This window comes from Peribacillus tepidiphilus (assembly GCF_009466385.1).
Taxonomy (GTDB): domain Bacteria; phylum Bacillota; class Bacilli; order Bacillales; family DSM-1321; genus Bacillus_BN; species Bacillus_BN tepidiphilus.
Map to the genome: position 1 here is coordinate 1 of NZ_WIAQ01000028.1, position 21,621 is coordinate 21,621.

Genomic DNA, 21,621 nt, shown 5'->3' on the forward strand with positions numbered 1-21,621 from the left:
ACTTCCTTTATTTAGGGATTTAGTGTCGGTGTGGTAACCTCACTATTACCTAAATTTCAGGGGGTGGCAATTTTTTTGCTCAAAAAGCCCTCTAATATAGGATTTACTAACCTATTTACTATAAAAGTTTTGACAATACGGATTGAAGTCAAGGAGGGTTCTAATGAAAGGTCAACAATCAAATTCTGGTGTTTACATATACGCTGATTTCCGCGATAACCTCATCATTGATAGATATGATCCCATTTTTCAAAACATGAGAGCACAAAAAATTAATCATTTAAGAAGTGAAAACAGCGAGGACGCAATTACTTGGAATGTCTTCCGAACAATGCAACAAATCGACCCCAAGATATGGCTCCCCAGATTATTTCAGATTTCTTTCAATGAACAATTACAACTTAACAGCGATATAGTCAAGGTCATACTTTGGAAATCTATTGAACCACCCAAATCGTTAGAAACAAAGGAAGGACCTTCAGAGGTTGATATCATAATAGAAACTGAAGAGTTCGTATGGTCAATTGAAGCCAAATACAAAAGTGATATCAGTAAGAAAACAACCCATGATCCTAACCGAAACCAAATCATTCGTAATATAGATGTCGGCTCTCACTATGCTAAAAATAAAGACTTTTACTTTTCTCTTCTGATCTTGGATGAACAGTATTCACCCATTGGATTTTCACTTATTGAAAAATATATAAAATCGAAGGATTCAATATTAGATCATCTTCTTCATCGCAAGGGAACTGACCCATTAAACAATGTGAAAGAAATAGGCTTTTTAACTTGGGGAAATATCCGGCGAATTTTAGAAGAATGTGCACAGGTGGTTTCTCGAGATTATGAACGTTACGTTGCAAACCAAGCCATAGAATGGCTGGACCAAAAAGGGATCCTTTAATTCTAATGAAAAGGAGTTCTGGAAATGTCTTTTGATCAATTAGTTCGTTCATTCAAGTTTATATAATTGGCTTGGATACGGAAACCCTAATGGCTCCATTTGGTTCATGGGTATGGAGGAGGGAGGCGTTGAGATCTAGCGTGAAGGAATTGATACTCAAACACTTGAAAGTAGCCTTCAAATAAGGTCTAATTTACCTTGGCAAAATTGGAGTGTGACGAAGGTAGGAGGGATATATATGAGTAAAGCGTGGGTAGTTCGACCTTATCCCCATGGCATCAATAGAATCAAAGAATTTCTAACCAAAAAAGAAAACCAAGATGAAGGGAATGGGATTATTGCTATTGGTTGGCCTAATATTGGTGTTCTATCCAACAAATCAACCAAGGAAGAGATTAAGAAGGTACTATAAACTCACTATACATATTCGGCGCAAGCATTGGGACAAGCGGCTGGTACTATTTTTCGCTTTAAAGAGGAAATGGCCATCGGGGATTATGTCCTAGTACCAGATGGTCGGTTCGTGTATATAGGTAAAGTTGTTTCAGAGTATAAGTATGAGAGTACAGTTGACTCAAGCCAAGAGGGGTATCCTCATCAACGCTGGGTTGAGTGGGTATATGATAAAAGGGCAATTCCGAGAAAAATGTTAACGGGAAGAGTATTTGATTCATTGAAAGGTAAGAAATCATTATTTTTAAAGCATTTTGAAGATATTGAGGAAAATGTTAAGAACAAGCGACACTACTTTTCACAACAAAATGATATTGCAATAAAAGATGAGTACCTGAAAAAACTGCAAAAGGGAGGTTTATTCGGGGTACATTCTAGTAGTTTTGAAGATGTTGTGTGTACAATACTATCCATATATTTTACAGGATTACGTCGTTTGGCAACTACAAGCAGTGACTTAGGGGACACAGATTTATATACTGAACTACCAGGTGATGTAAAAATTTGTGTTCAGGTTAAACATTTCTATCCAAAGGATGGAGATTTAAAAGAGTGGGTTGTTAAGCAACTCGCTGATTCAATGGAAGCAGGGGAGCACGGCATCATTGTTACAAGTGGGACAATAAGTGAAGGGGCAAGAAATGAGGCAGAGCGATATTTAACAAGGAACATAAGAAAATTGGTTTTATAAGTGGGGAAGAATTTGTTGACATACTGTTTGAAAACATAGATCAGTTGCCCGAATCATCATTGTTTTTCTTCGGATTGGCAAAGAAAGTTGTTTTTTTCTAAGACTCATATAGTTATAAGGCAGAATAAGTTGGAGGAGTTAAATATTAAAAGTTTATTATTTCAGTTCGAATCTGTCCTTCAACCATTTTAAAGGAGGATCAAAATGGAAAAAATAGTAGAGGTCGATCAGTTTACAGGTCCGTGCTATAGCGAAGGAATTATTGTTTTCTATCGTAATGGGGAAACTGTTCCTTTTGGGAAAAAGGAGAAGAAAAGTTACGTTTATCACTTCGATATGGAGGATATTGATGAACTGGCATTACAATATCCTGAGTATATTCCAAGTTTTAATAAGAAAATTTACAAGTCAAGGACTACTTGGGGATACGATGTAGAAAAAGGGCTGTGTAAATTAATGATTGAAAATAAATTGTCTTTGTACAGAGATTACCAAGGGGAGAGAATAAAGATATCGTACAGATGGGTTGGTCCTGAGTGGAATCCGTTAACAAGGCCTACTCGGCGAAACTAAACAACAAATATAAAATACATAAAAAATTATTCACCTAACTTCTAAAAGATGTATTCGAGTATTACGATTCATTGGAAAACGAGGAACGATTGAAACGAATCCAAGAATACAAATCTATCCTAAAGGAAGATGACTTGGATCCATCACAACTTAACAGAGGTTTAAAGCAAATCATTCATAAAGTGAAGTACGTTCCAAAATGTGATTACATTACTATAGATATCGCTTTCTTGTAATGTGTGAGATTAAGCCAAGTGGCGGCACTCGGATTTTTTATATCTATATTTTCTATTTTTATCAAGAAAGTGCATAGGATACCGCTTCTGGCATGATTAAAATGATGATCATCCCTCGTGTTATCCACGAAAATAAGGCATCTAAACCTATATGTATGCGATATATATAAAATGTAGAAAACAACATAAGGAGGAGAATGATGAGAGAGTTCCTGATTCAAGGGATAGCAACAGTTCGTTTCAATTCAAACATCCCGTCATTTAACATCGAAGAGATGCGCAAGGGCAGAGACGAACAAGAAGCACTCGCTTCCTACCTACGAGACTGCGAAAAAAAAATTAATGTACCGGCAGATAAATTATTCGTTCAAGTCCTTATCCGACCTACAGGAAGGAATTCTACAATGGTTTTTGATGAACAAGCCAAGGAAATTCCGTATAACCGTGGGATTATTTCGCGTTTTCGGGTTCGCTTTCATCTTTCGGAGACCGAAGATGAGTTAAAGAGATACGGGGATGATTTTGCAGGGTTTGTGCAGCATAGAAAAGAAGCAGGAAAACCTTTTCGAGAAGAGAGTATTGAGAAAATGAGGGAAAAATATCAAACCCAGTTGTGTCTGATTCGATCAGGTGCTATCAAGCCGCTTGACTATAAAATTAAAAGAGAAGGCAAACGAGAACCAATTGAGGTTGTGAGTGAGCGGGCAGCCAACTATCTGCGCTTATTTGGATTTCGTGTCGAGAAAAAAGGAAAAACCTATCACGTTCAAGCGCTTCCTTCTCAAAATTTCCTTTATGCCAAAGCGCTTTCCGAGGAATTAGATCCACTCGGACTGATTTTGTTTTTTGAGTGGAAGATGCAAGAGCGGGAGATGGAAATCGAACCGGCTTATCGTTTCCTAGGTTATGTAATGGACGGACACCAAGACGAGCACCTAAAAGCCCTGCAAGAGAAGAATCTGGAAGTCTATTTGCAAAAAGACGATGTTGGAGTGCCAATGCTTTATGTGGCAAAAGAAGATGAGATGCAAGCCAAGACCCTGTTGTATGAGCGAAACGCAAGACTAACGGATGATTATACCGATCCGTTTTTGTATGAATATGACTCCGCCCCCTTAGGCGAAATGTACTATCACAATTTGGATAATATGTTTGAAAAATAAAAAGAGGGTGTTCCAAAAAGTGATCACTTTTGGGACACCCTCTTACTTTGCTTTTGTTTGTAAAAAATAAGAAACCTGTTCTCCATTTGGAATAATCGCTTATAACAAAATAATAACTTGAGATTACTTTGTTAGGTGTATTTTTACGGAAACGATTGGTAAAATATACATGAACGTATATTCCAAGCAAATGCTTTTATACGGTCTGATCGACAACCATTCAAGCGAAAAGGAAGAAGTGTTCTAACATTTGATAAAAGGGAGTGTTACATAATTAAAGAATATCTTGAACGTGAACGTTATAACGAAAAATACAATTGGTTAGTCATGTCTAAAAGCCATATTTAAAGCAAAACGAAACCAACCCTGTAAACTGGCTGGAATGGTCGCCAGAAGCATTTCAAAAAGCAAAAAGAGAAGGCAAGCCCGTATTCTTGTCCATCGGCTACTCCTAGCCCTCGAATAGGGGGCTTGGAATAGAAATACGCAGAAGAATTGGAGTATTAGTCTACATGTCATTGATGGCATGTTGGTATAATCATCCTAAGTCAAATCCCCTTATGAAAGTATTTTAACATATTATGAAACATCATGTTGCTACAAATTAGTTTATTAACTCCTATTTGCTCTCTCGAGGTTAGGACAGGTACATGTTTTGCGACACCCTATCGGATGAGGATTCAATTCATAAATTTTCCTCTTTAATTTTTTATTCTCTATGATAAAGTAACCATACCCATGTTGTATTTAGTAAATGAAATAGCAGCGCGAATCAATGTAGCATAAGAGGTGCTTTCGTTTTTGCATGAATATATTTGGATTTGAAAAAAGAGGCTGAATTCGTATGACCAAGATGTTGAAAAGGCATATTTTATTAACATTGTTTTGGGTAATTCTCATATTTTCTGTTTTCGCACAAATATCAGACCAACTTATTATGTGGTTAAATCCAAACGCAGTTTCAATTTGGGATGAAAGATTGTGGTTTACTTTGATTCCTGTTCTGTTTAATTATTTATTGTTGTTATTTTTGTTTAAGAAAATAACAATAAATCGGTCTGTATTTCTTTTTTGTTTTGTAATCAATACACTTTTCTTCCTCTACTATTTTTATTGTCAATATATTTGGAATGTAGGTGAATGGAAATTGTTTTAAGTATGTTAAAAAATCATTTTGTCAACAGTCTGAAAAGACCGATTTATTTTGGTCTTTTTCTTTTTGTATAAAAATCAACATTTTTGAACAGAGCCTGTCAAATAAACGATTTAAAGCAGAAAAGTTATCTGAATCTTTTGTGTATTACATAACTGGGGTGTATATAAAAATATGTTTTTGTCTAAAACAGAAATTAAAGACTATAAAAAGGTTGGTTGTTGTGAGCAAAATTAAAAGAATTATTCGTGAAATACTTCGGGAACAACAAGAAAAGCAAGGGGGTGCCAAAAAGAAAATAGATATTGAAGAGTTAGAAACTAGTGTTATCAAAAATGTAGGCTCGTTTGAAGAATATCAGGATTTGGGTGGCTATCGTGAGTTTTATCATTCTTACTTGAGTTTAGTTAATGAATTCAAGTTAACTCCTGTTAAAAGTAACAGCAACACTATTGAAAAGAAGTTAAATCTTAAACGTTTTTGGTGGCTGGAACCTATATACAATAAGAATCGGTGGAGTCCAGATACCATCATTAAACTATCTACGGTTTTAAATATAGATTTTTATTTACGAAATAAAAAGTATCAAACAGAAAAAGAATTAATAAAAATAGAAGTCATCTATAACTATATGAAACAGTTTCAACCGAAAGAAACGATTTGTAGAGAAGAGAGGTCTCTTATGATATTTAATCATTTAGAACATTTATTGGAAGGAATAGAAGCCGAAAAATACTTGGCGAGCAGAGAAGGAAAGTTGCTCCTTAAGCGTTTGCAACTAGACGAAAACCAGTTAGGGTACGAAGTAGTCAAAGAACCTTTTATCTATTGGGAGAATGATAAAGTTCCTAAACACCATCAACAAGAAGTATTGATTGTAGAGGGATTAGCGACTTTTCATACACTTAAAAAAATACTAAAAAGAGGAATAGCATGGCATCTCGGTCCCATACCAGCTTTATTAATATGGGGAGCGGGACGGAGAATCGAAGGTACGATTTCGTATTTAGAAGACATTGTTGAAAAACCAGAAGAATTAACCATAAGATATGCCGGAGATATCGATTACGAAGGATTCGATATTTTATATAACTTAAAAAAGAAAAACAAACATTTATCGTTACATATGGCTACTGAATTTTATCGGTTTCTTTGTTCGTTCGGTGAAGAATATGCTCACACTATCAATAGAGACCAGTTTCGTAGAGACGAACTATTGAATTTTATTCAAAACGACCTGAAGGATGACCCACAAACGTTCCAAGTGATTAAACAGTTATGGGAAAAGAGATTACGTATCCCACAAGAGCTAATCAACATCGAAACACTTGCTATGAAAGGGTGGTTATCTCATGATTAATAAACCACTTCAAGCCGCCCTTGAAGGAATAGGAAAACGTCACATCAGTCTAATTCCAACATGGCTCTTAGGAACAGGTGCGCAATTTGGCGGTTTGACTCCATATTCAAGGATGATTGCTTTCACATTGCTTGTGACCGTATTCTTTCAAGAATTATTCGATGATCCCAAACGAACGAGGGAAGATTTGATTGCTACTACTATGGAAATATGTCGTTCTATGTTTCTTTCTTGTTCTTATGAAGAAGCCGAAAAAATAGTAGATAGTATGCTCTGGAGCGAAAGTAAACACTTTCAGTTCGCTTTCGAAGATGTGTATTTCGACGAAAAAAAACGCTCATGGGAAAAGTTTCGTTTTCAATATTTCGTCCTAGAAAAAATGGACGATTATGATGTCTCGCAACAAATCTATAAATTATCCGAAAAAGCGCAAGAAATTGTGTTGAAGTCTCATGAAATCATAGAAGAAATGGATATTTCCATTCAACAATTAGTCGCAGAGATGTTAATCAAAAGAGGTAATCTCACCAGAGCCTTACGAATGTTGGATGCACTGGATTTCCGTGTTCGTAATTTGATTAACGAAGAAAAAGAACATAAAGAAGACTTAATTCGAAATCCTAAGCGAGCCATTTTGCAAAAACAAAACCGTTGGGGAACTCAGTTAGATAAAATCAAACAACAGTTTAATGATGAATTAGCAAGATATTCTCAGATGCAAAGAATATTGAATCGTCTTGAAATTTTAGAAGAACAACGTGGTGTGTATTTGCAGTTAACCAGAAGAATCATGAAAACGAGTTCTTATCATGATGAATTAGCTAAGCTCGTGATAGAAAATATCCGGTTAGAAATGCAAATCATGAACAGTCAATTTTCAGCGATGTGGATGGCGAACGGAACCTCTTTCCGCAAAACGGTTTGGGAAGAATCTATCCTACCATTGGGATTTGCTCATCCTGATGACATGTTTGATTTAGTAGAATCTATACTTTCTCCGAACAAACCTTTCCTAATGCCTTTGGAATGGGGGATTGAAGAACAAACTGTTTTAAGCAGAGAAATAAAATTTGTTTCAGGAAATGCTGAAAAGGAGAAAGAGTCATTAGAACCTGTTGGTCTCGATTGGGATACTATTGTTTCACTGTGGAAACCTGTTTTCCTTGAATTGATGGATAAAGGGGAAGTCTCTATCGATTGGATAAAGAAACTTGATGAGTTTACATTGGCTCGTTGGGTGGAAAATAAAGAAGCTTTTGATTTTTGGATAGCGTTGGGTTCTTTGGAAAGACCGCTTCACATAACTGACGAACTACTAGGTGATACAACTGATACAGTTATCGAATTATTGAATGAATTAATGGTGCGTGAAGAAAAATTTAAAGCATTAATCGGCAAAGTTATCGCACCAAAATTGATGGACATTGATGAAGAAATTCGCACCAAGAAAGTAGAAGTTAGTAGGTATGTGATTACATTAAAGGAGGAAAATGAAAAATGACCCAAAGGGAAGTCCAGAGTAAAGCAGCCAAGTTATATTTTACATTGCTTCAAAAACGATATTTACGAAGTGACGATGAATTGGTTCTCCCTTACATTGAATCACAAGATGTGCGTGAATGTATAAAAGTTTTAGCCGACATGTCCGGTGTTCGTATTGTGAAAAAGGAAAAATACATTCATATGTTAGTCAAACCTAATGGTGGAGTGTATAGTACGAATTTATCGGACCTACGAAAAAATGTTAACTCCTATGAATCGAAAGTGGATTTATACCTTATGGGTGTCATTTGGATGGTGATATTTTCGGAGGCTGACTCGGAATTAGCAACGCGTGTTTCGTGGGAAAACGAAGGTATTTCTTATCACAAATTAGAAGAATTGACGACAAAAGTTTTGCACAAGTGGAAAGAAATCGACAAAGAACAAGACGGACGTTTTTCTAGAGAATGGTCCTTGGCTGTAAATGAAATGTACCAGAAGTGGAATGTTCTCCATCTTTCAAAGCAAAAGAATGGACGGATCATTTATACCAAAGGTTCTAAATTTGGATTAATAGATGCGGCTATGAGAGAACTAGAAAAAGAAAAAATGGTCTTTCTCAGAAAACTAAGTAATACAACGATTGTGACCCCTACCGATGTGTTTTATGAGAGGCTTCAAATTCGATTCGGTCAATTGTCGTCGTATCAAAATCGATATGAAATGATTAAAAATCTAATAGATGATATTAAATATTCTGATGAGGTAGGTGCTTAACTTGGAAGCAAGACTAATACGTATGCGATTGGTTGGATTGCAATATGATGGTGGAGAAATAAAAGTGGGGAATAAGACTTTTGATTTAACGATTCCGGGTGAAACTCACCCTATTCCTTCCCATGCCCTATATAGTTTGAGAAACGGGGGAGGAAAAGGAGTATTTCTTCAAAATTTATTCCAACCCTTAGACCCGCTTACTAGCTGGAATGATGATGAAAAGACAGTCGGGAATACCGTTTATCATTATTTTTATAACTCAGAAGGTCACCCTATTGATTATACGTACCATGTAGTGCAGGAATGGCAAGTTTCATCTACCAAGAAGATGATGATAGGTATATCCATTAGACCGACCATTAATCGAAGAGAACAAAGCGAATCACCGATTGATTTGAGTTATATATTATACAGTCAAATTTCACCTATTGATAGTCCAAACGATATCACTCAACTTCCCCTATGGGATGAAGAGGAACAGAAATCTTTACCTTTAGACGAATGGAAGCGAATATTAAATCAAACCCCGGATATTCAAACCTACACCATGCACAATAAACAACATTATTTTGACCTTCTTGAAGAAAACGGGATTAGTAAACACGCCATCACGATGTACAAAAGAATTAACTCGAAAGAGGGAAATATCGATAATTTCTTTTCCGGAGCGAGTGACAACATGGGGCTATTCTACAATTTGATTATCCCTGCCTTAAATGACAAAATTGAGGGGATTGATTCTCGAAATAAAAATGAAATTTCGGTTCTGACCAAATCGTTTGTGGAAACCTTAAAAGTCGCCAAAGAACTTCCAGAACTCTTGGCTATGTTACAAAGTGTTAAAGAATTAAATGAGCACATGGAACCACTGGCAGACTTGTTTCAAGAGTTAGACGATTTAAATAGAGAAGTGGATAACCAAGAAAAAAAGGGGAAGCACCTTGTTCATCTTCTTACTCTTATGCAGGAAGAGAAAAAATCGATTATCACGAGCAAAGAAGGGGAAATCCAAGAGCTAAACGAAAAGCTGAAAGAATTGGAATGGATGAGAGGGAATTTGGAGTATATTCGTTTAAATCAGAAGTTGAATAAAATAGAAGATGAATATGCCAACTTAGAATCACAACAACAAAAACTCGAACTAGAAAAAAACATATTGGAAAAGAAATATTCTGAAGCAAAAAAGAATGTTCTGGTCAAACAATATCATGAGTTAACTCAGAAAATAGAGGAAGTGGAGTCCAAACTATCTGTATTAGAAAAAGAAGCGAATGTCCAACAGATAAAAGAACAAATGCAAGAGATAACGACTTACTTTGAAAATAAATGGAGAGAAATTGAAGAGGAATGGAAGGAGAAAATGTCTGAATATTATCGGTTAAATGTTTCTCATCGTAACGCCATTTCTCAAATTAAAAAAGACATCGCCGAAGAAGATGAATTAAACCGTAAACTCGAATATTCTGTAATGAAACTAGAGGAAATTATGAAAGAACATGAATCCGAAGAGAAAAAAATGATTCAATTATTTGGTGAAGATATTCGTTTATTCCCAGATGATGTTATTTCTAATGTAAAGCGTGAGCATGAGCAATTAGAACGTGAATTATACGATACAGAAGAATCTATTCGAACTCTCCAATCTTCGATTCAGAACCAATATAAAAAACAAGGGATGATCGAGAGCAGGATGGAGCGGCTAAAAAAAGAAATAGACACTAATAGCTCACGTCTACAGGAGTTAAAAGAAAAAGAAGAAAACCTTATGATAACGATATCTAGTCTCGTTAAGGAAAAGATAGAAGAATTCCCTACACGTTCAGAGTATCAATCTTACAAGCAAAAAATCAAAGGTATGTTAGAGAAACAAGAATATCGCTTAAAACAACAAGAAATAGAGTTACAAAAGCTGATTGAAACTCTTGAACTTCTTAAAGAAGGAGAAGTAGAAGGGGAAGACGACATTTATATTCCTAACTCAGAACTGGTTCAATTAAAACGGCTATTAGAAGATAAAGGATTAGATTGTTACTACGGAGCTCAATATCTTCAGCGATTTGAGTACGAAGATAAGATGCAGTTATTAAAACGTAATCCTGCATTACCTTACAGTATTGTGGTTATTCATGAAAACTTTGAGAAATTGGATTTTTCTTTCTTAGAGGAACAACTATATAAGAATCATGTTGTGCTTGTAGATGGTATTCATAATAGCCGTTTAGAAGAGCAAAAAACAGATAATCCATCTTTGCTGAAGACAGCAGGAGCAAATTTTCTACCAAAAGATAAAACGTTTGATTTTATTTCCGAACCATACTTGTTATCGCAATATAAAACGAGCATTGAAGTTAAGCATGATGAACTTTTGTTCGCTCTTGATGATACCAATGCCAGCATCAAAAAGATATTAGATACCCTGTCACAGTTAGATACATTATTAGGGTCAGAAATATCAAAGGAAATAGAAATAAAGCTTATTCGTTTGGACGCTGAAAAGCAAAAACAATCGGAAGAGCTCAATAAGGTTTCTTCATCTATTGAAGAGTCTAAAAATTTAATAAAAAAACATGAAAGTGAATTGATAAATATTCAAGAAAAAATCGCGGACGCGAAAAAGAAAATCGAACAGTTAGAAGAATGGCAACAAGCTTGTTATGACTATGAGCAATCGAAGTTCGATTTAGAAAATAAGCAACTTCAACTCAATGAAAGTAATAATCGCATGAGAGAATTGAGAGAAGAACAGGTTCGGCTGGAAATTCGTATGAACAATATCAACAATGCTTATAAAGAATGGTACGAAAAAACCCAAAAGAACTATGCGACTCTTAGAACTATGTTAAAAAACATTCATTTTCCACAAGCAGCAGAAACACTGGTGTTTAATGAGGAAGAATACCTACGAACCGCTTCGTTTGGATATTCTTTAGATAAAACCAGTTATGAAAAGTTATCACTATATCGCGAATTACTCCAAGAAAAAGGAAATCAAAATTCTAGGCTTGGGAAGTATCAATCTGATTTAGAACGATACCAAGAAGACATGGCAACGTTAGAAAATAAATTCAAAGAAGAGTTGATATTAAACTGGAAAGAAGAAGAGTGCCCGTCAGATGACCTTATCTTATTAGAATCTAAAGTACAAATGATTCAGAAGGAAATTGAAACTAATAAATTTTTCTTGCATAAAGTTCTCACAAATATAGAGCGAAATTCAAGAGAACATGAAGAAGTATCCAAAGAATTGGAGAATAAGAAAAAAGAACTGGAGAAAGATTTCCCTGACTACGGAGCGGTCAACTCAGATATAGAAGATATTGAATTAGAAAAAGACCGCATCAAATCAAAACGAAAAAAATTAAGTGAGACCAAAAAAGGTGTAGAGAATAAAATCAAAGAGGTGCAAAAAGAGCTGGGAGATATTTCTACAATCATTATAAGCCTAAATACCTTAAAAATCGAGGGTGACAGTTCTGTAAAAGCTTTATCCGAAGAAGAGATTATTCAACTTTACGAGGACCCAACAAGCTTCCATTTAGTATGGAATGAAGAGTTAAGGAATGCTAATTTGGCTGCTAATAACAAAAAAACAGAACTACACAATCTTCTAGTTCGAATCCGTTCGCATGCCGAGAAGAAAGAGTCGGTTCCATTGAAATATAAGGCGGGTCTATTAAAATTCCTTGATTCCATCAAAGACCTAGATACTAAACAATCCATTCAATCTTTAAAACACTACTTTGAATGGGCAGAATACAGCATCAAGTCTGAGAAGGAGCAAAAGGAAAAAGCAGAAGAGACGGTCAACTTATGGGTAGAACGTACAACACGGCGTATGATGGACATTATACATGGGCTAGAGGATATGGAAAAGAAGATGAAAATCAAGAACCGGAACAATACCATGTTTCCGCTCATCAAATTTACTCATCATGACGCTTTTAACCAAAGCAAAGAGGAAATACAGTACAAAGTGAGAGACTTTTGTATATCGAAAATTGATGAGTTTGTTAAAAAGAATTCAGATATCGATAACATTGACATTCGAAAAGTAGCGAAAACCGTTAATGCATCAAACATTCTTTTATACGTATTGGGAGAATATCCACGGATGAATATCTATATTCCTTCCATCGATGGACCGCTACTTCGAGGAGAGCCTAAACCGGCCCATTTTAAGGATTGGGAAGCTATTAATAACGGAAGTGAGAAGTCACCGACAAAGAGTGGAGGTCAAACCCTCTTGGCTCAGTTTATCATCATGTCGATGATATTAAGACAACGAGCAGCTAGCGAAGATAGCTGGTTGTTCCTTGTATCAGATAATCCGTTTGGAAGAATGTCAGCACCAGAGCTCGTGGAAGCTGTGTTCAGTTTGTTAGAATTGTTGAAAATTCAATGGCTTGTTGTTGCTCCACCAATTACGAACGTGCACATTTCCTCTAAGTTCAATACCGTTTTCCAAATGAGTATTGAAATGGAGAACGGACAAAAAATGTTAACGAAGAAATTAACAAAGCGGAAACGAAAGTTCTTGGAAGAAATTAATATCCTAAAAGATGATAAAAAAGCATAGAACCTGAAAGAAAAAGAAAAGGTTTCGATTAAGATGATTTTCGGTTAATCAGTCGTTTTACGGCTGATTTTTTGTTTTGAACGTGTTGCAAAACGCATAATGGATGTATAAAAGGACGAAAAAAATCCACCGTCTTGGAAATTATATACAGTAACCAAAAAACACATTTCCAAGGGGTGGACACTATCATGATTTCCAATTTTGTTATCGAACATGCAATAAATAGTGAAACCGCCCCTCTTTTAGAAGCTTTGCTTCAATACATCGACCAACTATCTTTACCAGAAACACCTTATATGTCAGGGCGACCACCGATTTCAAGAAAATCTTTGTTGAAATGTTTCCTTCTAAAAATCTATTTTCCATTAATTCTTTACGTCAGTTAGTTGACACACTGAATCGCTTTCGCTACTTTTGGCGTATTTGTGGACTTAAAGAGGTTCCACATCTTTCTACGTTTTCACGTGCAGGTAAGTGGTTTCGAGAACAAGGATTTTCCGTTTTTACCGCCCAACTTCTCAAAGATTTAGGAGTTCGGTATTCAAAAGTAGTCATCATCGACAGTACCGCACTCCGAAGTAGTCTCTACGATTCTCAAGCTAGATGGGGAATTTCGACTCGGTATAACTGGTTCAAAGGATATAAGTTGCACCTTTGTACAACTACTGAAGGAATCATCTTATCCCATGTCTTCACGATGGATGATCGAAATGATGCAGCCGTCGCACTCAAATTATTTCCGTCTGTGAAAGAATGGGAAATTGAGTTTGCCCTTAGAGACGCCGCCTATGACAGTGAAAAAGTCCGTCAAATAGCCGAACAGACAGGAATTTTTTTCGTTTCACCCATTCATCCTAGAAATAGTGATGAACGAAAAGATGCCTATGGTCGGGTGATTCCTTCGTTTTTGAAAATAGAATTCGGAAAGTGGTTGTTTCGTTTCCGCAGCTCGATTGAGCAGACGTCCAATCAATTAAAGAATGATGGACTAGAACAGCCAAGGTGGTATGGGTTTAGTCGCTATTTACTACATGTACAACTATGCATATTTATGTGTTATTTTGAATATTTATTCTGAATATTTATTCTGATTTTGCAACATCATCATATATTTAGGTGGCTTAGTAACCTGTGCGGTTTTCGCTTTTGTCGAGCTACAAAGTCAGTATTTTTTTTGAGTTTGTTTGTCTTTTTACGAAAATTACTTCTGCTTTCTAATTTTGATTTCCGAATAAAGTCATAAAATGGTTTAGGAGTGTCATTGTTCACGTTTGCTTGCTTTTCACTACTTACTCTCAAATATAAGACGCAAGTTAATGTATTTTCAGAAATTTTTATTTGGAATAAATGCGGCCTCTTAGTGTTTCTAAAATTGCGCATTTTATAATCTCCTTTCAAAATTAAATTCTCTCTAAGGCTTAATTCGGAATACATTGTAGCCTCGCTTTTTTATATTTGAAGATTTTTTCATAAAAAATTTAATAATTTAGCGGTTTAATTTTTCGGTTTTGTCTATAAAGTTGCTTGGTCGCTTGGTTCCAAAATGGTTCTGGCAATCTGTATCAATTGTGGGAAGTAAACTCGATTAGAGTGAAAAAGCCAGAAAGATTTAAAAGGAAATAACTTTTTTGAAATTAAATTTTTTATGCTAAAAATTTATTGTACTAACGAGAATAGTTAGTTCAGGAAGACATATAAAAGGACCAAAATGAACTGCACCCCAATTGTTAGACACAACTAACAATTGGAGGTGCAGTTTTTATATGACTAAATACAGTTTAGAAACTAAATTAGCTGCAGTTAAAGCTTATCTTGAAGGAGTAGATTCCTTTAAGGTAACAGCACGAAAGTACAATGTAAGTGTATCGATGTTAAAAAAATGGGTGACTAAGTACAGAGAACATGGATCAGAAGCATTTCAAGAAATGTATACAAATTACTCAATGGAGTTTAAAATGGACGTAATCAACTATATGAACGAAACGGGAGCGTCTATCGAAGAAACCTCTGCCCGATTTAACATACCTTCCTCCAGCACGGTGTGGAATTGGAGGTATTTATTCGAAACACAAGGGATGGACGCTCTTCAACCAAAGAAAAAGGGGCGTCCATCCATGAAAAAAGAAACAAAGAAATCTCAACGAGTAGAAGGGTCACAAGAAGCATTATTAGCTGAAAATGAGCGTTTACGTATGGAGAATGCTTACTTAAAAAAGTTACATGCCTTAATTCAAGAAAAGGAAAAATTACAGAACAAGACAAAGCGCAAATAATATTTGAATTAAGGCATGAATTTAAAGTCACCGATCTAGTAAAGGTCGCTGGCATTGCGCGCAGTACGTATTATTACTGGATCAAACAAATGAATCGTCCAGATAAATATAAGGAAATCAAGGAATGGATTAAGGAAATTTTTGAGGAACATCAAGGAAGGTATGGATATCGTCGTATCACATTGGAATTACGTAATCGAGGTTTAAAAATCAATCATAAAACAGTCCGGCGCCTGATGAATGAAATGGGATTAAAATGTCTTGTCCGTATGAAAAAGTATCGCTCCTACCGTGGGCAAGTGGGGAACATTGCGCTTAATATGTTGGAGCGTGACTTTAACGCATCTAAACCAAATGAGAAATGGGTGACAGATGTGACAGAATTCCATTTGCATGGGGAGAAGCTATATTTATCCTCAATTCTCGATTTATACAACGGAGAAATTATAGCTTACAATATAGAAAGTCGGCCTGTTTATTCGCTTGTTTCCAAAATGTTGGACAACGCTTTTGACTGTTTAAAAGAAGGAGACGCCCCCATCCTCCATTCCGATCAAGGTTGGCATTATCAAATGAAAAAGTATCAACACACATTAAAAGAACGAGGGATTGTCCAAAGCATGTCCCGTAAAGGAAATTGTTTAGATAATGTGGTCATGGAGAATTTCTTTGGCTTATTAAAGTCTGAATTACTTTACCTTAAGGAATTTGAGAGTATGGAGCATTTTAAACACGAATTAGAGAATTATATTCATTATTACAATCACAAACGAATTAAGGCAAAATTAAAAGGCATGAGTCCGGTTCAATACCGAACTCATACCCAAATAATTGCCTAAATTCCGTGTCTAACTTTTTGGGTTCAATTCAAAACTGGTCCTTTTTCTTTCGGGCAAAAATCAACAACGAAATTTAACAAAGCCTTTATCTAAAAAGGGCAGACGTTGCTGCACCGTTTCAAATATCTGAAGAAATGCAAGCAAAAAATTAATATTTGGTTTTCGAACGACTAATTTAGGTCATTATTTTTTAACTAAACTATGTTCTAAATAATCAGATAAAATAAAAGAAATATGCAAATTATCAAATACATACAAACAGATATAGATGCGGTCAAACATGCGTTATCTCACTCATGGAGCAACGGTATTGTAGAAGGTCAAGTGAATCGGCTAAAGGTCATCAAACGTCAAATGTATGGGAGAGCCAAGTTAGACTTGTTGGAAAAAAAAGTCCTTTACCAGCGCACTTGATGCTTTCCTAAAAAAATATTAGTTAATCCCCTTACTATATGATTGATTTCTTCACCAAAATTGCGAGAGAACCAATTTTAAATCGTTGTTGACATCTAAGGGTATAATAGAAGCTATATTGAAAATAAATGCCCGAGGTAATCACAACCTCGGGCAGATTCTTTATGTTGACCAATTATTTTATACTTATTACTAAGCCAAAATAAACACTAACTATAAATAACAAGCCACAAACTGCTGCAAAATATGGCTTTACTTTTTTATAAAAGCTCAAAAATATCATAATTAAAAACATAAAACCAAAGAGTATTAAGAAAAATCCCTCAATGGAAAACATTAGTTTTAGATTAACGGGAGTTATAATAGTTTTGCTGGTCAAGTATTCAAGCCACTTGGATGCTCCCTCAGATTTAACTGTAAAATCTATATCGTGAGGGGGAGATAAGGTACCAAGTATACTCGTGAAAAAGAATATGACAGCAATAATGATGGTTTCAGCTTTCAACCAAGCTCGAATATTAAAATCAGGCTGCGCTGACAATCTCCTTAAAAGAAACCCGTTTATTAGAGCAAATGCAAGTAAAGGTATGATACTAATATGCTTTAATAATAACATTTGACCATACGGTAGAGCCCACGAATTGATATAATCACTTATATCTACTACAAAGAGCATGACGAAAAAACCGCTTGTTAATATGATTACCATACAGCCAACGGCAAATGGTGTAAACCATTTTAGAAAGCTCGTCCAGTTATTTGAGTTTTTTGCAAACCATGCGACATGAATGAGGATTCCAGTCCATAATACTACAGCTAAAAAGTGAATGCTGTGAGAAAATAGCCCTGTCCAAAATGATAATGAAGCGACATGGCTAGCGTAACCAACCGCTAAAATCATCAAGAATAACCAAAAGGCTTGCAAATATTTTGAACCTTCTACGTAAAGGGTCATCCATAAGAAGGTTGCCACCCAACCAATGAAAATCCACGCTTTTCCAACTTGAAAATCAGTTAAGATTGACCATGATGTCTGATTAAAATAGTTATTGCCATCAGAAAAATAAAAAATGACTTGTAAAACTGGACCAAAGGAAAAGACGATTACTCCTAATACAGATAGAAGAAGGATTGGTTTTGGAATAATGATTTTTGGTTTTTTTTCATCTGGTACAAAAGATAATACAACATGCCCAACAAGTATAGAGTAGAGGATATAGTTGAAAAATTCGCTAAGTGACACTATAAATGGCAACGTTTATCCCTTCTTTTTTAAGATTAATACTAAACTAATGATAAGAATAATGCCTAAGCTAGCTATCAAAATTTTAACCAATATGCGAGAAGACGTATTTTTAGCTGAGGTATGTCCTTCTTTTTCTAATTTCGTATTTTTTTCAACACTGTCTTGTTTCGTTGTAGGGGTAGATGACTGAGCTGGCGTTTTCACATTGTTTTCCGCTACTTTGACCTCAAACGGAATTTCGCCAGTGATTGGATGACCATCCTCTCCAACAATTTTCCATACAATCGTATATGAACCGTTCTCGAGTGGGGTTGAAAAATTACCGATAAGTTGATTGTCTTTCACAGTGATATTATTGAATGGGATTTCATTTCCTGTGCTGAGAAGATGCATTGTGCTTAGCTTCTCTATTTTTGTCTCAAACGTAAGGGTAATTGTTTCTAGCGGTTCAGTTACTATTTCTTTTGCTTTAGGATTTGAAGACGATAAGTAACTATGAGCATGTCCGATGGATGGAATGCATAAAAAGATAAGAAACATGATTAAAACCATTTTTTTCATCAGTTTTCATCACCTAGTTCTTTTTTTAATATAATTTTTCGGTACATACCTTTCATCATAACATCTATATCTTCAACTAAGTAACATTCATGTTTGACAATTTTATAAACTTTTTCAAATGAAATACCTATGTCAGTGCCTAACAACTTGATGATGGGACGAATTACTTTTTTTCCGAATGACAACTCTCTATGTTTAGGAGCAAATTTATCAAATATAATAATACGTCCACCTTTCTTCGTTACACGCACGATTTCTGACATCACTTTTTCGGGGGAAGGGACTACGCTTAGGATTAAACTTGCTATTACTACATCAAATGAATTGTTCGGAAATATTAGAGATTGAGCATCCATTTGAATGAACTTTATATTTTCATTCTGATACTTATTTTTTGCTTTTTCCAGCATTTCTTTAGAATAATCAATAGCAACTACATTAATTTTTTCTAACGGACAAAAGGCTAAATCAGCACCCGTCCCTACTCCAACAAATAGAACATTCTTATCATCTCCAAAAGGAAATTCATGAAATATTTGTTTTCGTGCTGAATAAAACACACCTCTATTAAAAAAGAAATCATAAACAGGAGCCCAACATTTATAAATAATCCGATTCCATTTGTTATTCATTTTCTTTTCTCCTTTTTACATCGCATTTAAGTCTTGATTGATTAAGTCAATTAAATAAAACTAAATAAAATTAAACTCAGATTAAATAAAACTAAATCAGATTTTAGATTAAATTAAATGAGATTTAATCAAATTAAATAAAACTAAATCAAATCCATAAAATCTGCACAAATTCAAGATAGTATAAAAGAAGAGGAAATATACAGCATGTTGAAAAGGCTTGAGAGTCTTTAAACAAGTATTTTTTAACAGTTTAATCGCTGGAAATAATAGTGATCAAGGAGGATGTGGTTAGATGAACACGAAAAAAATTTTCAAAATGTTAATTACACTTTTTGCGTCTACAATTATTGCGGTAGGTTGTAGCGCACAAGATGGAAATGATCCAAAAAAAGCAGACCAATCAATGGATCATAGTCAGCATGGAAGTAGTCAAACGAATGGAGCAAGCAAAGACAAGGAAAACAAAGCCATAGTTGTTCAAGAACCGAGCGTATACAATGACGAAGCGAATAAAAATCTTCTTACATTGTCAACAAAAAACGTTACCCGTTTGAATACTGATGATCCAGTCGAACTTTCGGTATTAGTATCACAAACGATATGGCCAGCCACTCATAAAGAAAATCAACCGAATGGGGTTATATTAGCCCCTCTTGAAAATTGGCAAGCAGCGTTGGCTGCGGCGAAACTGGTTCACCATCCAAATAACGGTCCTATTTTATTTACAAAAAACAATACAATTCCAAGTCAAGTGTTGAACGAAATTCAACGTTTAAATCCGCTTGGGATTAAAGACGGTACACAAATTTTTGTTATCGGCAACTTGCCGAAACAAGAGTTGGATAAACTAAACCGTTATAAAGTTCAACAAATTAATGAAACCGATTATGCAGAATTAGCACAAAGAATCGATCAATTGTATGCCGAAGTAGCTGGAAAATTACCAGAAAGCGTCATCATTGGTTCATTTGAGGAACAAGCAAAACTTTATACGATTCCAGCGGCCAATTGGATTGCTCATATGAAAGAACCGATTTTATACGTTAGTCAAAATGAAATTCCGAAACAAACAGAGGAAGCATTGAAAAAACGAAAAGGTAAAGCGAATATCTACATTTTAGGTCCTCAATCCATTATATCAAAGGAAGTTGAAGAGAAGTTAAAAGAATTCGGAAAGGTTACACGAATTTCAGGAGATACTCCAACTCAACAATCGGTTGCATTTGCTACTTTTAAAGATAAGAAAACGGGATTCGGTTGGGGATTAAACAATCCGGGACACGGTTTATCATTTGTTTCGACAAAATCGCCTGAAATGGCATTAGCAGCAGCGCCTTTTTCACATTTAGGAAAACATGCGCCGCTTATTTGGCTTGAGAATGGCGAACTTACCTCAGAAGTCTATAAGTTTATGGCTGCTTTAAAACCTACCTTTGAAAACGATCCAACTGTAGGACCGTATAACCATGCTTATTTATCTGGAACCGAAAAATTCATTTCGTATCCAACGCAAGGGGTTATTGATGAAAAGCTTGAAATTGTTCCAAAGAGTGGAGAGGGGCATGGTAGTCATTAAGAAAAAATTGGATAAATTTTTTATAACCGTACAGAAATGCATCTGTACGGTTTTTTGTGAGTTCAAACTAAAGTTTTTTCTCCCATCCCATATTAACTTTATTAATTCGAGTATTTTCAAGTAATATCTTTTATTAAAAATCCGTTACATTTATGAAATGTCATTGATTTTTATAAAGAGTCCTTGGTATGTTGTAATAGGCATTATTTCAAAAGGAGTGATTGAGATCGTCTACGCCTTCATTTTATTTATTTTTGCGGGATTAGCTGAAATAGGCGGGGGTTATCTTGTCTGGTTATGGTTACGAGAAGGGAAACCGTATTGGTATGGACTAATTGGTAGTATGATTTTAATCCTATATGGGATTATACCGACATTCCAAAGCTTTCCTTCTTTCGGAAGAGTTTATGCGGCATATGGGGGAGTCTTTATTATTCTTTCAGTGTTATGGGGATGGGTGATTGATAAAAAGACTCCTGATACATATGATTGGATTGGTGCAATTATTTGTTTAGTTGGAATTTCAATCATGCTATGGGCACCACGTAACTAAATACGTTCATCATCTTTTTATTTCAAAATAAACATAAATTTGCTGTTATATCGACTGAATTTTTGGGGTAGCAAATCCTGCTCTAAATACGGGATGCGTTAATGTCATGTAGAGATATTTCGGAATAACACTTTATTAGAACGGAGTTGAAAT

At 35.2% G+C, this 21,621-nt stretch carries 17 protein-coding genes and 1 pseudogene; 15 read left to right on the plus strand and 3 right to left on the minus strand.

Annotated elements, in window-relative coordinates:
- Positions 1 to 163: 163 nt before the first annotated feature.
- The 13 genes and pseudogenes from GD441_RS13810 (at position 164) to GD441_RS13870 (ending at position 16,897) form a co-directional block, all read left to right on the plus strand.
- Positions 164 to 907 (plus strand): hypothetical protein, encoded by a 744-nt coding sequence (locus GD441_RS13810; RefSeq protein ID WP_153127020.1) that lies wholly within the window; start codon positions 164 to 166, stop codon positions 905 to 907.
- A gap of 238 nt (positions 908 to 1,145) precedes the next feature.
- On the plus strand, positions 1,146 to 1,319 hold the full coding sequence (locus tag GD441_RS13815; RefSeq protein WP_153127021.1) for a hypothetical protein: 174 nt from the start codon (positions 1,146 to 1,148) through the stop codon (positions 1,317 to 1,319).
- A gap of 27 nt (positions 1,320 to 1,346) precedes the next feature.
- Entirely contained in the window at positions 1,347 to 2,051 is a 705-nt protein-coding gene (locus GD441_RS13820; RefSeq protein ID WP_153127022.1) for a restriction endonuclease, read from the plus strand.
- A gap of 204 nt (positions 2,052 to 2,255) precedes the next feature.
- Positions 2,256 to 2,624 carry a hypothetical protein gene (locus GD441_RS13825; protein WP_153127023.1) on the plus strand — a complete coding sequence of 123 codons (369 nt, stop codon included), beginning with the start codon at positions 2,256 to 2,258 and terminating at the stop codon, positions 2,622 to 2,624.
- Positions 2,625 to 3,060: 436 nt separating this feature from the next.
- Positions 3,061 to 4,023 carry a hypothetical protein gene (locus GD441_RS13830; protein ID WP_153127024.1) on the plus strand — a complete coding sequence of 321 codons (963 nt, stop codon included), beginning with the start codon at positions 3,061 to 3,063 and terminating at the stop codon, positions 4,021 to 4,023.
- Positions 4,024 to 4,400: 377 nt separating this feature from the next.
- The gene (locus tag GD441_RS17285; RefSeq protein ID WP_263862454.1) at positions 4,401 to 4,478 is read left to right on the plus strand and encodes a thioredoxin domain-containing protein; all 78 of its coding nucleotides are present in this window, start codon (positions 4,401 to 4,403) and stop codon (positions 4,476 to 4,478) included.
- A gap of 921 nt (positions 4,479 to 5,399) precedes the next feature.
- Positions 5,400 to 6,536: a Wadjet anti-phage system protein JetD domain-containing protein gene (locus tag GD441_RS13840; protein WP_153127025.1), complete on the plus strand. Its 1,137-nt coding sequence runs from the start codon at positions 5,400 to 5,402 to the stop codon at positions 6,534 to 6,536.
- Positions 6,529 to 8,037 (plus strand): hypothetical protein, encoded by a 1,509-nt coding sequence (locus tag GD441_RS13845; protein WP_153127026.1) that lies wholly within the window; start codon positions 6,529 to 6,531, stop codon positions 8,035 to 8,037. Before GD441_RS13840 ends, GD441_RS13845 begins: the two co-directional genes overlap by 8 nt.
- Positions 8,034 to 8,795, plus strand: coding sequence for a DUF6063 family protein (locus GD441_RS17050; RefSeq protein WP_225434240.1), 762 nt, complete (start codon positions 8,034 to 8,036; stop codon positions 8,793 to 8,795). Before GD441_RS13845 ends, GD441_RS17050 begins: the two co-directional genes overlap by 4 nt.
- 1 nt (position 8,796) lies before the next feature.
- Positions 8,797 to 13,371, plus strand: a complete 4,575-nt coding sequence (locus tag GD441_RS13855; RefSeq protein ID WP_153127027.1) for a coiled-coil domain-containing protein — start codon at positions 8,797 to 8,799, stop codon at positions 13,369 to 13,371.
- A gap of 188 nt (positions 13,372 to 13,559) precedes the next feature.
- Positions 13,560 to 14,449: pseudogene (locus tag GD441_RS13860) on the plus strand (transposase).
- Positions 14,450 to 15,134: 685 nt separating this feature from the next.
- Positions 15,135 to 16,483 (plus strand): IS3 family transposase gene (locus GD441_RS13865; protein ID WP_153127028.1). Its coding sequence is split into 2 segments (ribosomal slippage): positions 15,135 to 15,591 and positions 15,591 to 16,483, totalling 1,350 coding nucleotides; the frame shifts between segments, so codons are not numbered across the junction.
- A 243-nt stretch (positions 16,484 to 16,726) separates the two neighbouring features.
- Positions 16,727 to 16,897, plus strand: coding sequence for a transposase (locus GD441_RS13870; protein WP_263862455.1), 171 nt, complete (start codon positions 16,727 to 16,729; stop codon positions 16,895 to 16,897).
- Positions 16,898 to 17,072: 175 nt separating this feature from the next.
- Here the strand turns inward: GD441_RS13870 and GD441_RS13875 are convergent, their stop codons facing one another.
- The 3 genes from GD441_RS13875 to GD441_RS13885 are packed head-to-tail and all read right to left on the minus strand — an operon-like array spanning position 17,073 to position 19,336.
- Positions 17,073 to 18,152, minus strand: coding sequence for a copper resistance D family protein (locus GD441_RS13875; RefSeq protein WP_153127029.1), 1,080 nt, complete (start codon positions 18,150 to 18,152; stop codon positions 17,073 to 17,075).
- Positions 18,153 to 18,155: 3 nt separating this feature from the next.
- Positions 18,156 to 18,704 carry a copper resistance CopC family protein gene (locus tag GD441_RS13880; RefSeq protein ID WP_153127030.1) on the minus strand — a complete coding sequence of 183 codons (549 nt, stop codon included), beginning with the start codon at positions 18,702 to 18,704 and terminating at the stop codon, positions 18,156 to 18,158.
- Positions 18,704 to 19,336: a class I SAM-dependent methyltransferase gene (locus GD441_RS13885; protein ID WP_153127031.1), complete on the minus strand. Its 633-nt coding sequence runs from the start codon at positions 19,334 to 19,336 to the stop codon at positions 18,704 to 18,706. Before GD441_RS13885 ends, GD441_RS13880 begins: the two co-directional genes overlap by 1 nt.
- 295 nt (positions 19,337 to 19,631) lie before the next feature.
- Here GD441_RS13885 and GD441_RS13890 point away from each other — a divergent pair, with 295 nt between their 5' ends.
- Both GD441_RS13890 and GD441_RS13895 read left to right on the plus strand, forming a co-directional pair.
- A complete protein-coding gene (locus GD441_RS13890; protein WP_225434242.1) occupies positions 19,632 to 20,915 on the plus strand; it encodes a cell wall-binding repeat-containing protein in 1,284 nt (427 codons plus the stop codon).
- Positions 20,916 to 21,141: 226 nt separating this feature from the next.
- Positions 21,142 to 21,468, plus strand: a complete 327-nt coding sequence (locus GD441_RS13895; protein ID WP_191992197.1) for a YnfA family protein — start codon at positions 21,142 to 21,144, stop codon at positions 21,466 to 21,468.
- The last annotated feature ends 153 nt before the right edge of the window (positions 21,469 to 21,621 follow it).

Excerpts from the sequence above, each read along its gene's own strand:
- GD441_RS13880 (WP_153127030.1), bottom strand. The coding sequence starts at position 18,704 with ATGAAAAAAATGGTTTTAATCATGTTTCTTATCTTTTTATGCATTCCA.
- GD441_RS13810 (WP_153127020.1), top strand. The coding sequence starts at position 164 with ATGAAAGGTCAACAATCAAATTCTGGTGTTTACATATACGCTGATTTC.
- GD441_RS17050 (WP_225434240.1), top strand. The coding sequence starts at position 8,034 with ATGACCCAAAGGGAAGTCCAGAGTAAAGCAGCCAAGTTATATTTTACA.
- GD441_RS13885 (WP_153127031.1), bottom strand. The coding sequence starts at position 19,336 with ATGAATAACAAATGGAATCGGATTATTTATAAATGTTGGGCTCCTGTT.
- GD441_RS13815 (WP_153127021.1), top strand. The coding sequence starts at position 1,146 with ATGAGTAAAGCGTGGGTAGTTCGACCTTATCCCCATGGCATCAATAGA.
- GD441_RS13825 (WP_153127023.1), top strand. The coding sequence starts at position 2,256 with ATGGAAAAAATAGTAGAGGTCGATCAGTTTACAGGTCCGTGCTATAGC.
- GD441_RS13890 (WP_225434242.1), top strand. The coding sequence starts at position 19,632 with ATGAACACGAAAAAAATTTTCAAAATGTTAATTACACTTTTTGCGTCT.
- GD441_RS13830 (WP_153127024.1), top strand. The coding sequence starts at position 3,061 with ATGAGAGAGTTCCTGATTCAAGGGATAGCAACAGTTCGTTTCAATTCA.
- GD441_RS13845 (WP_153127026.1), top strand. The coding sequence starts at position 6,529 with ATGATTAATAAACCACTTCAAGCCGCCCTTGAAGGAATAGGAAAACGT.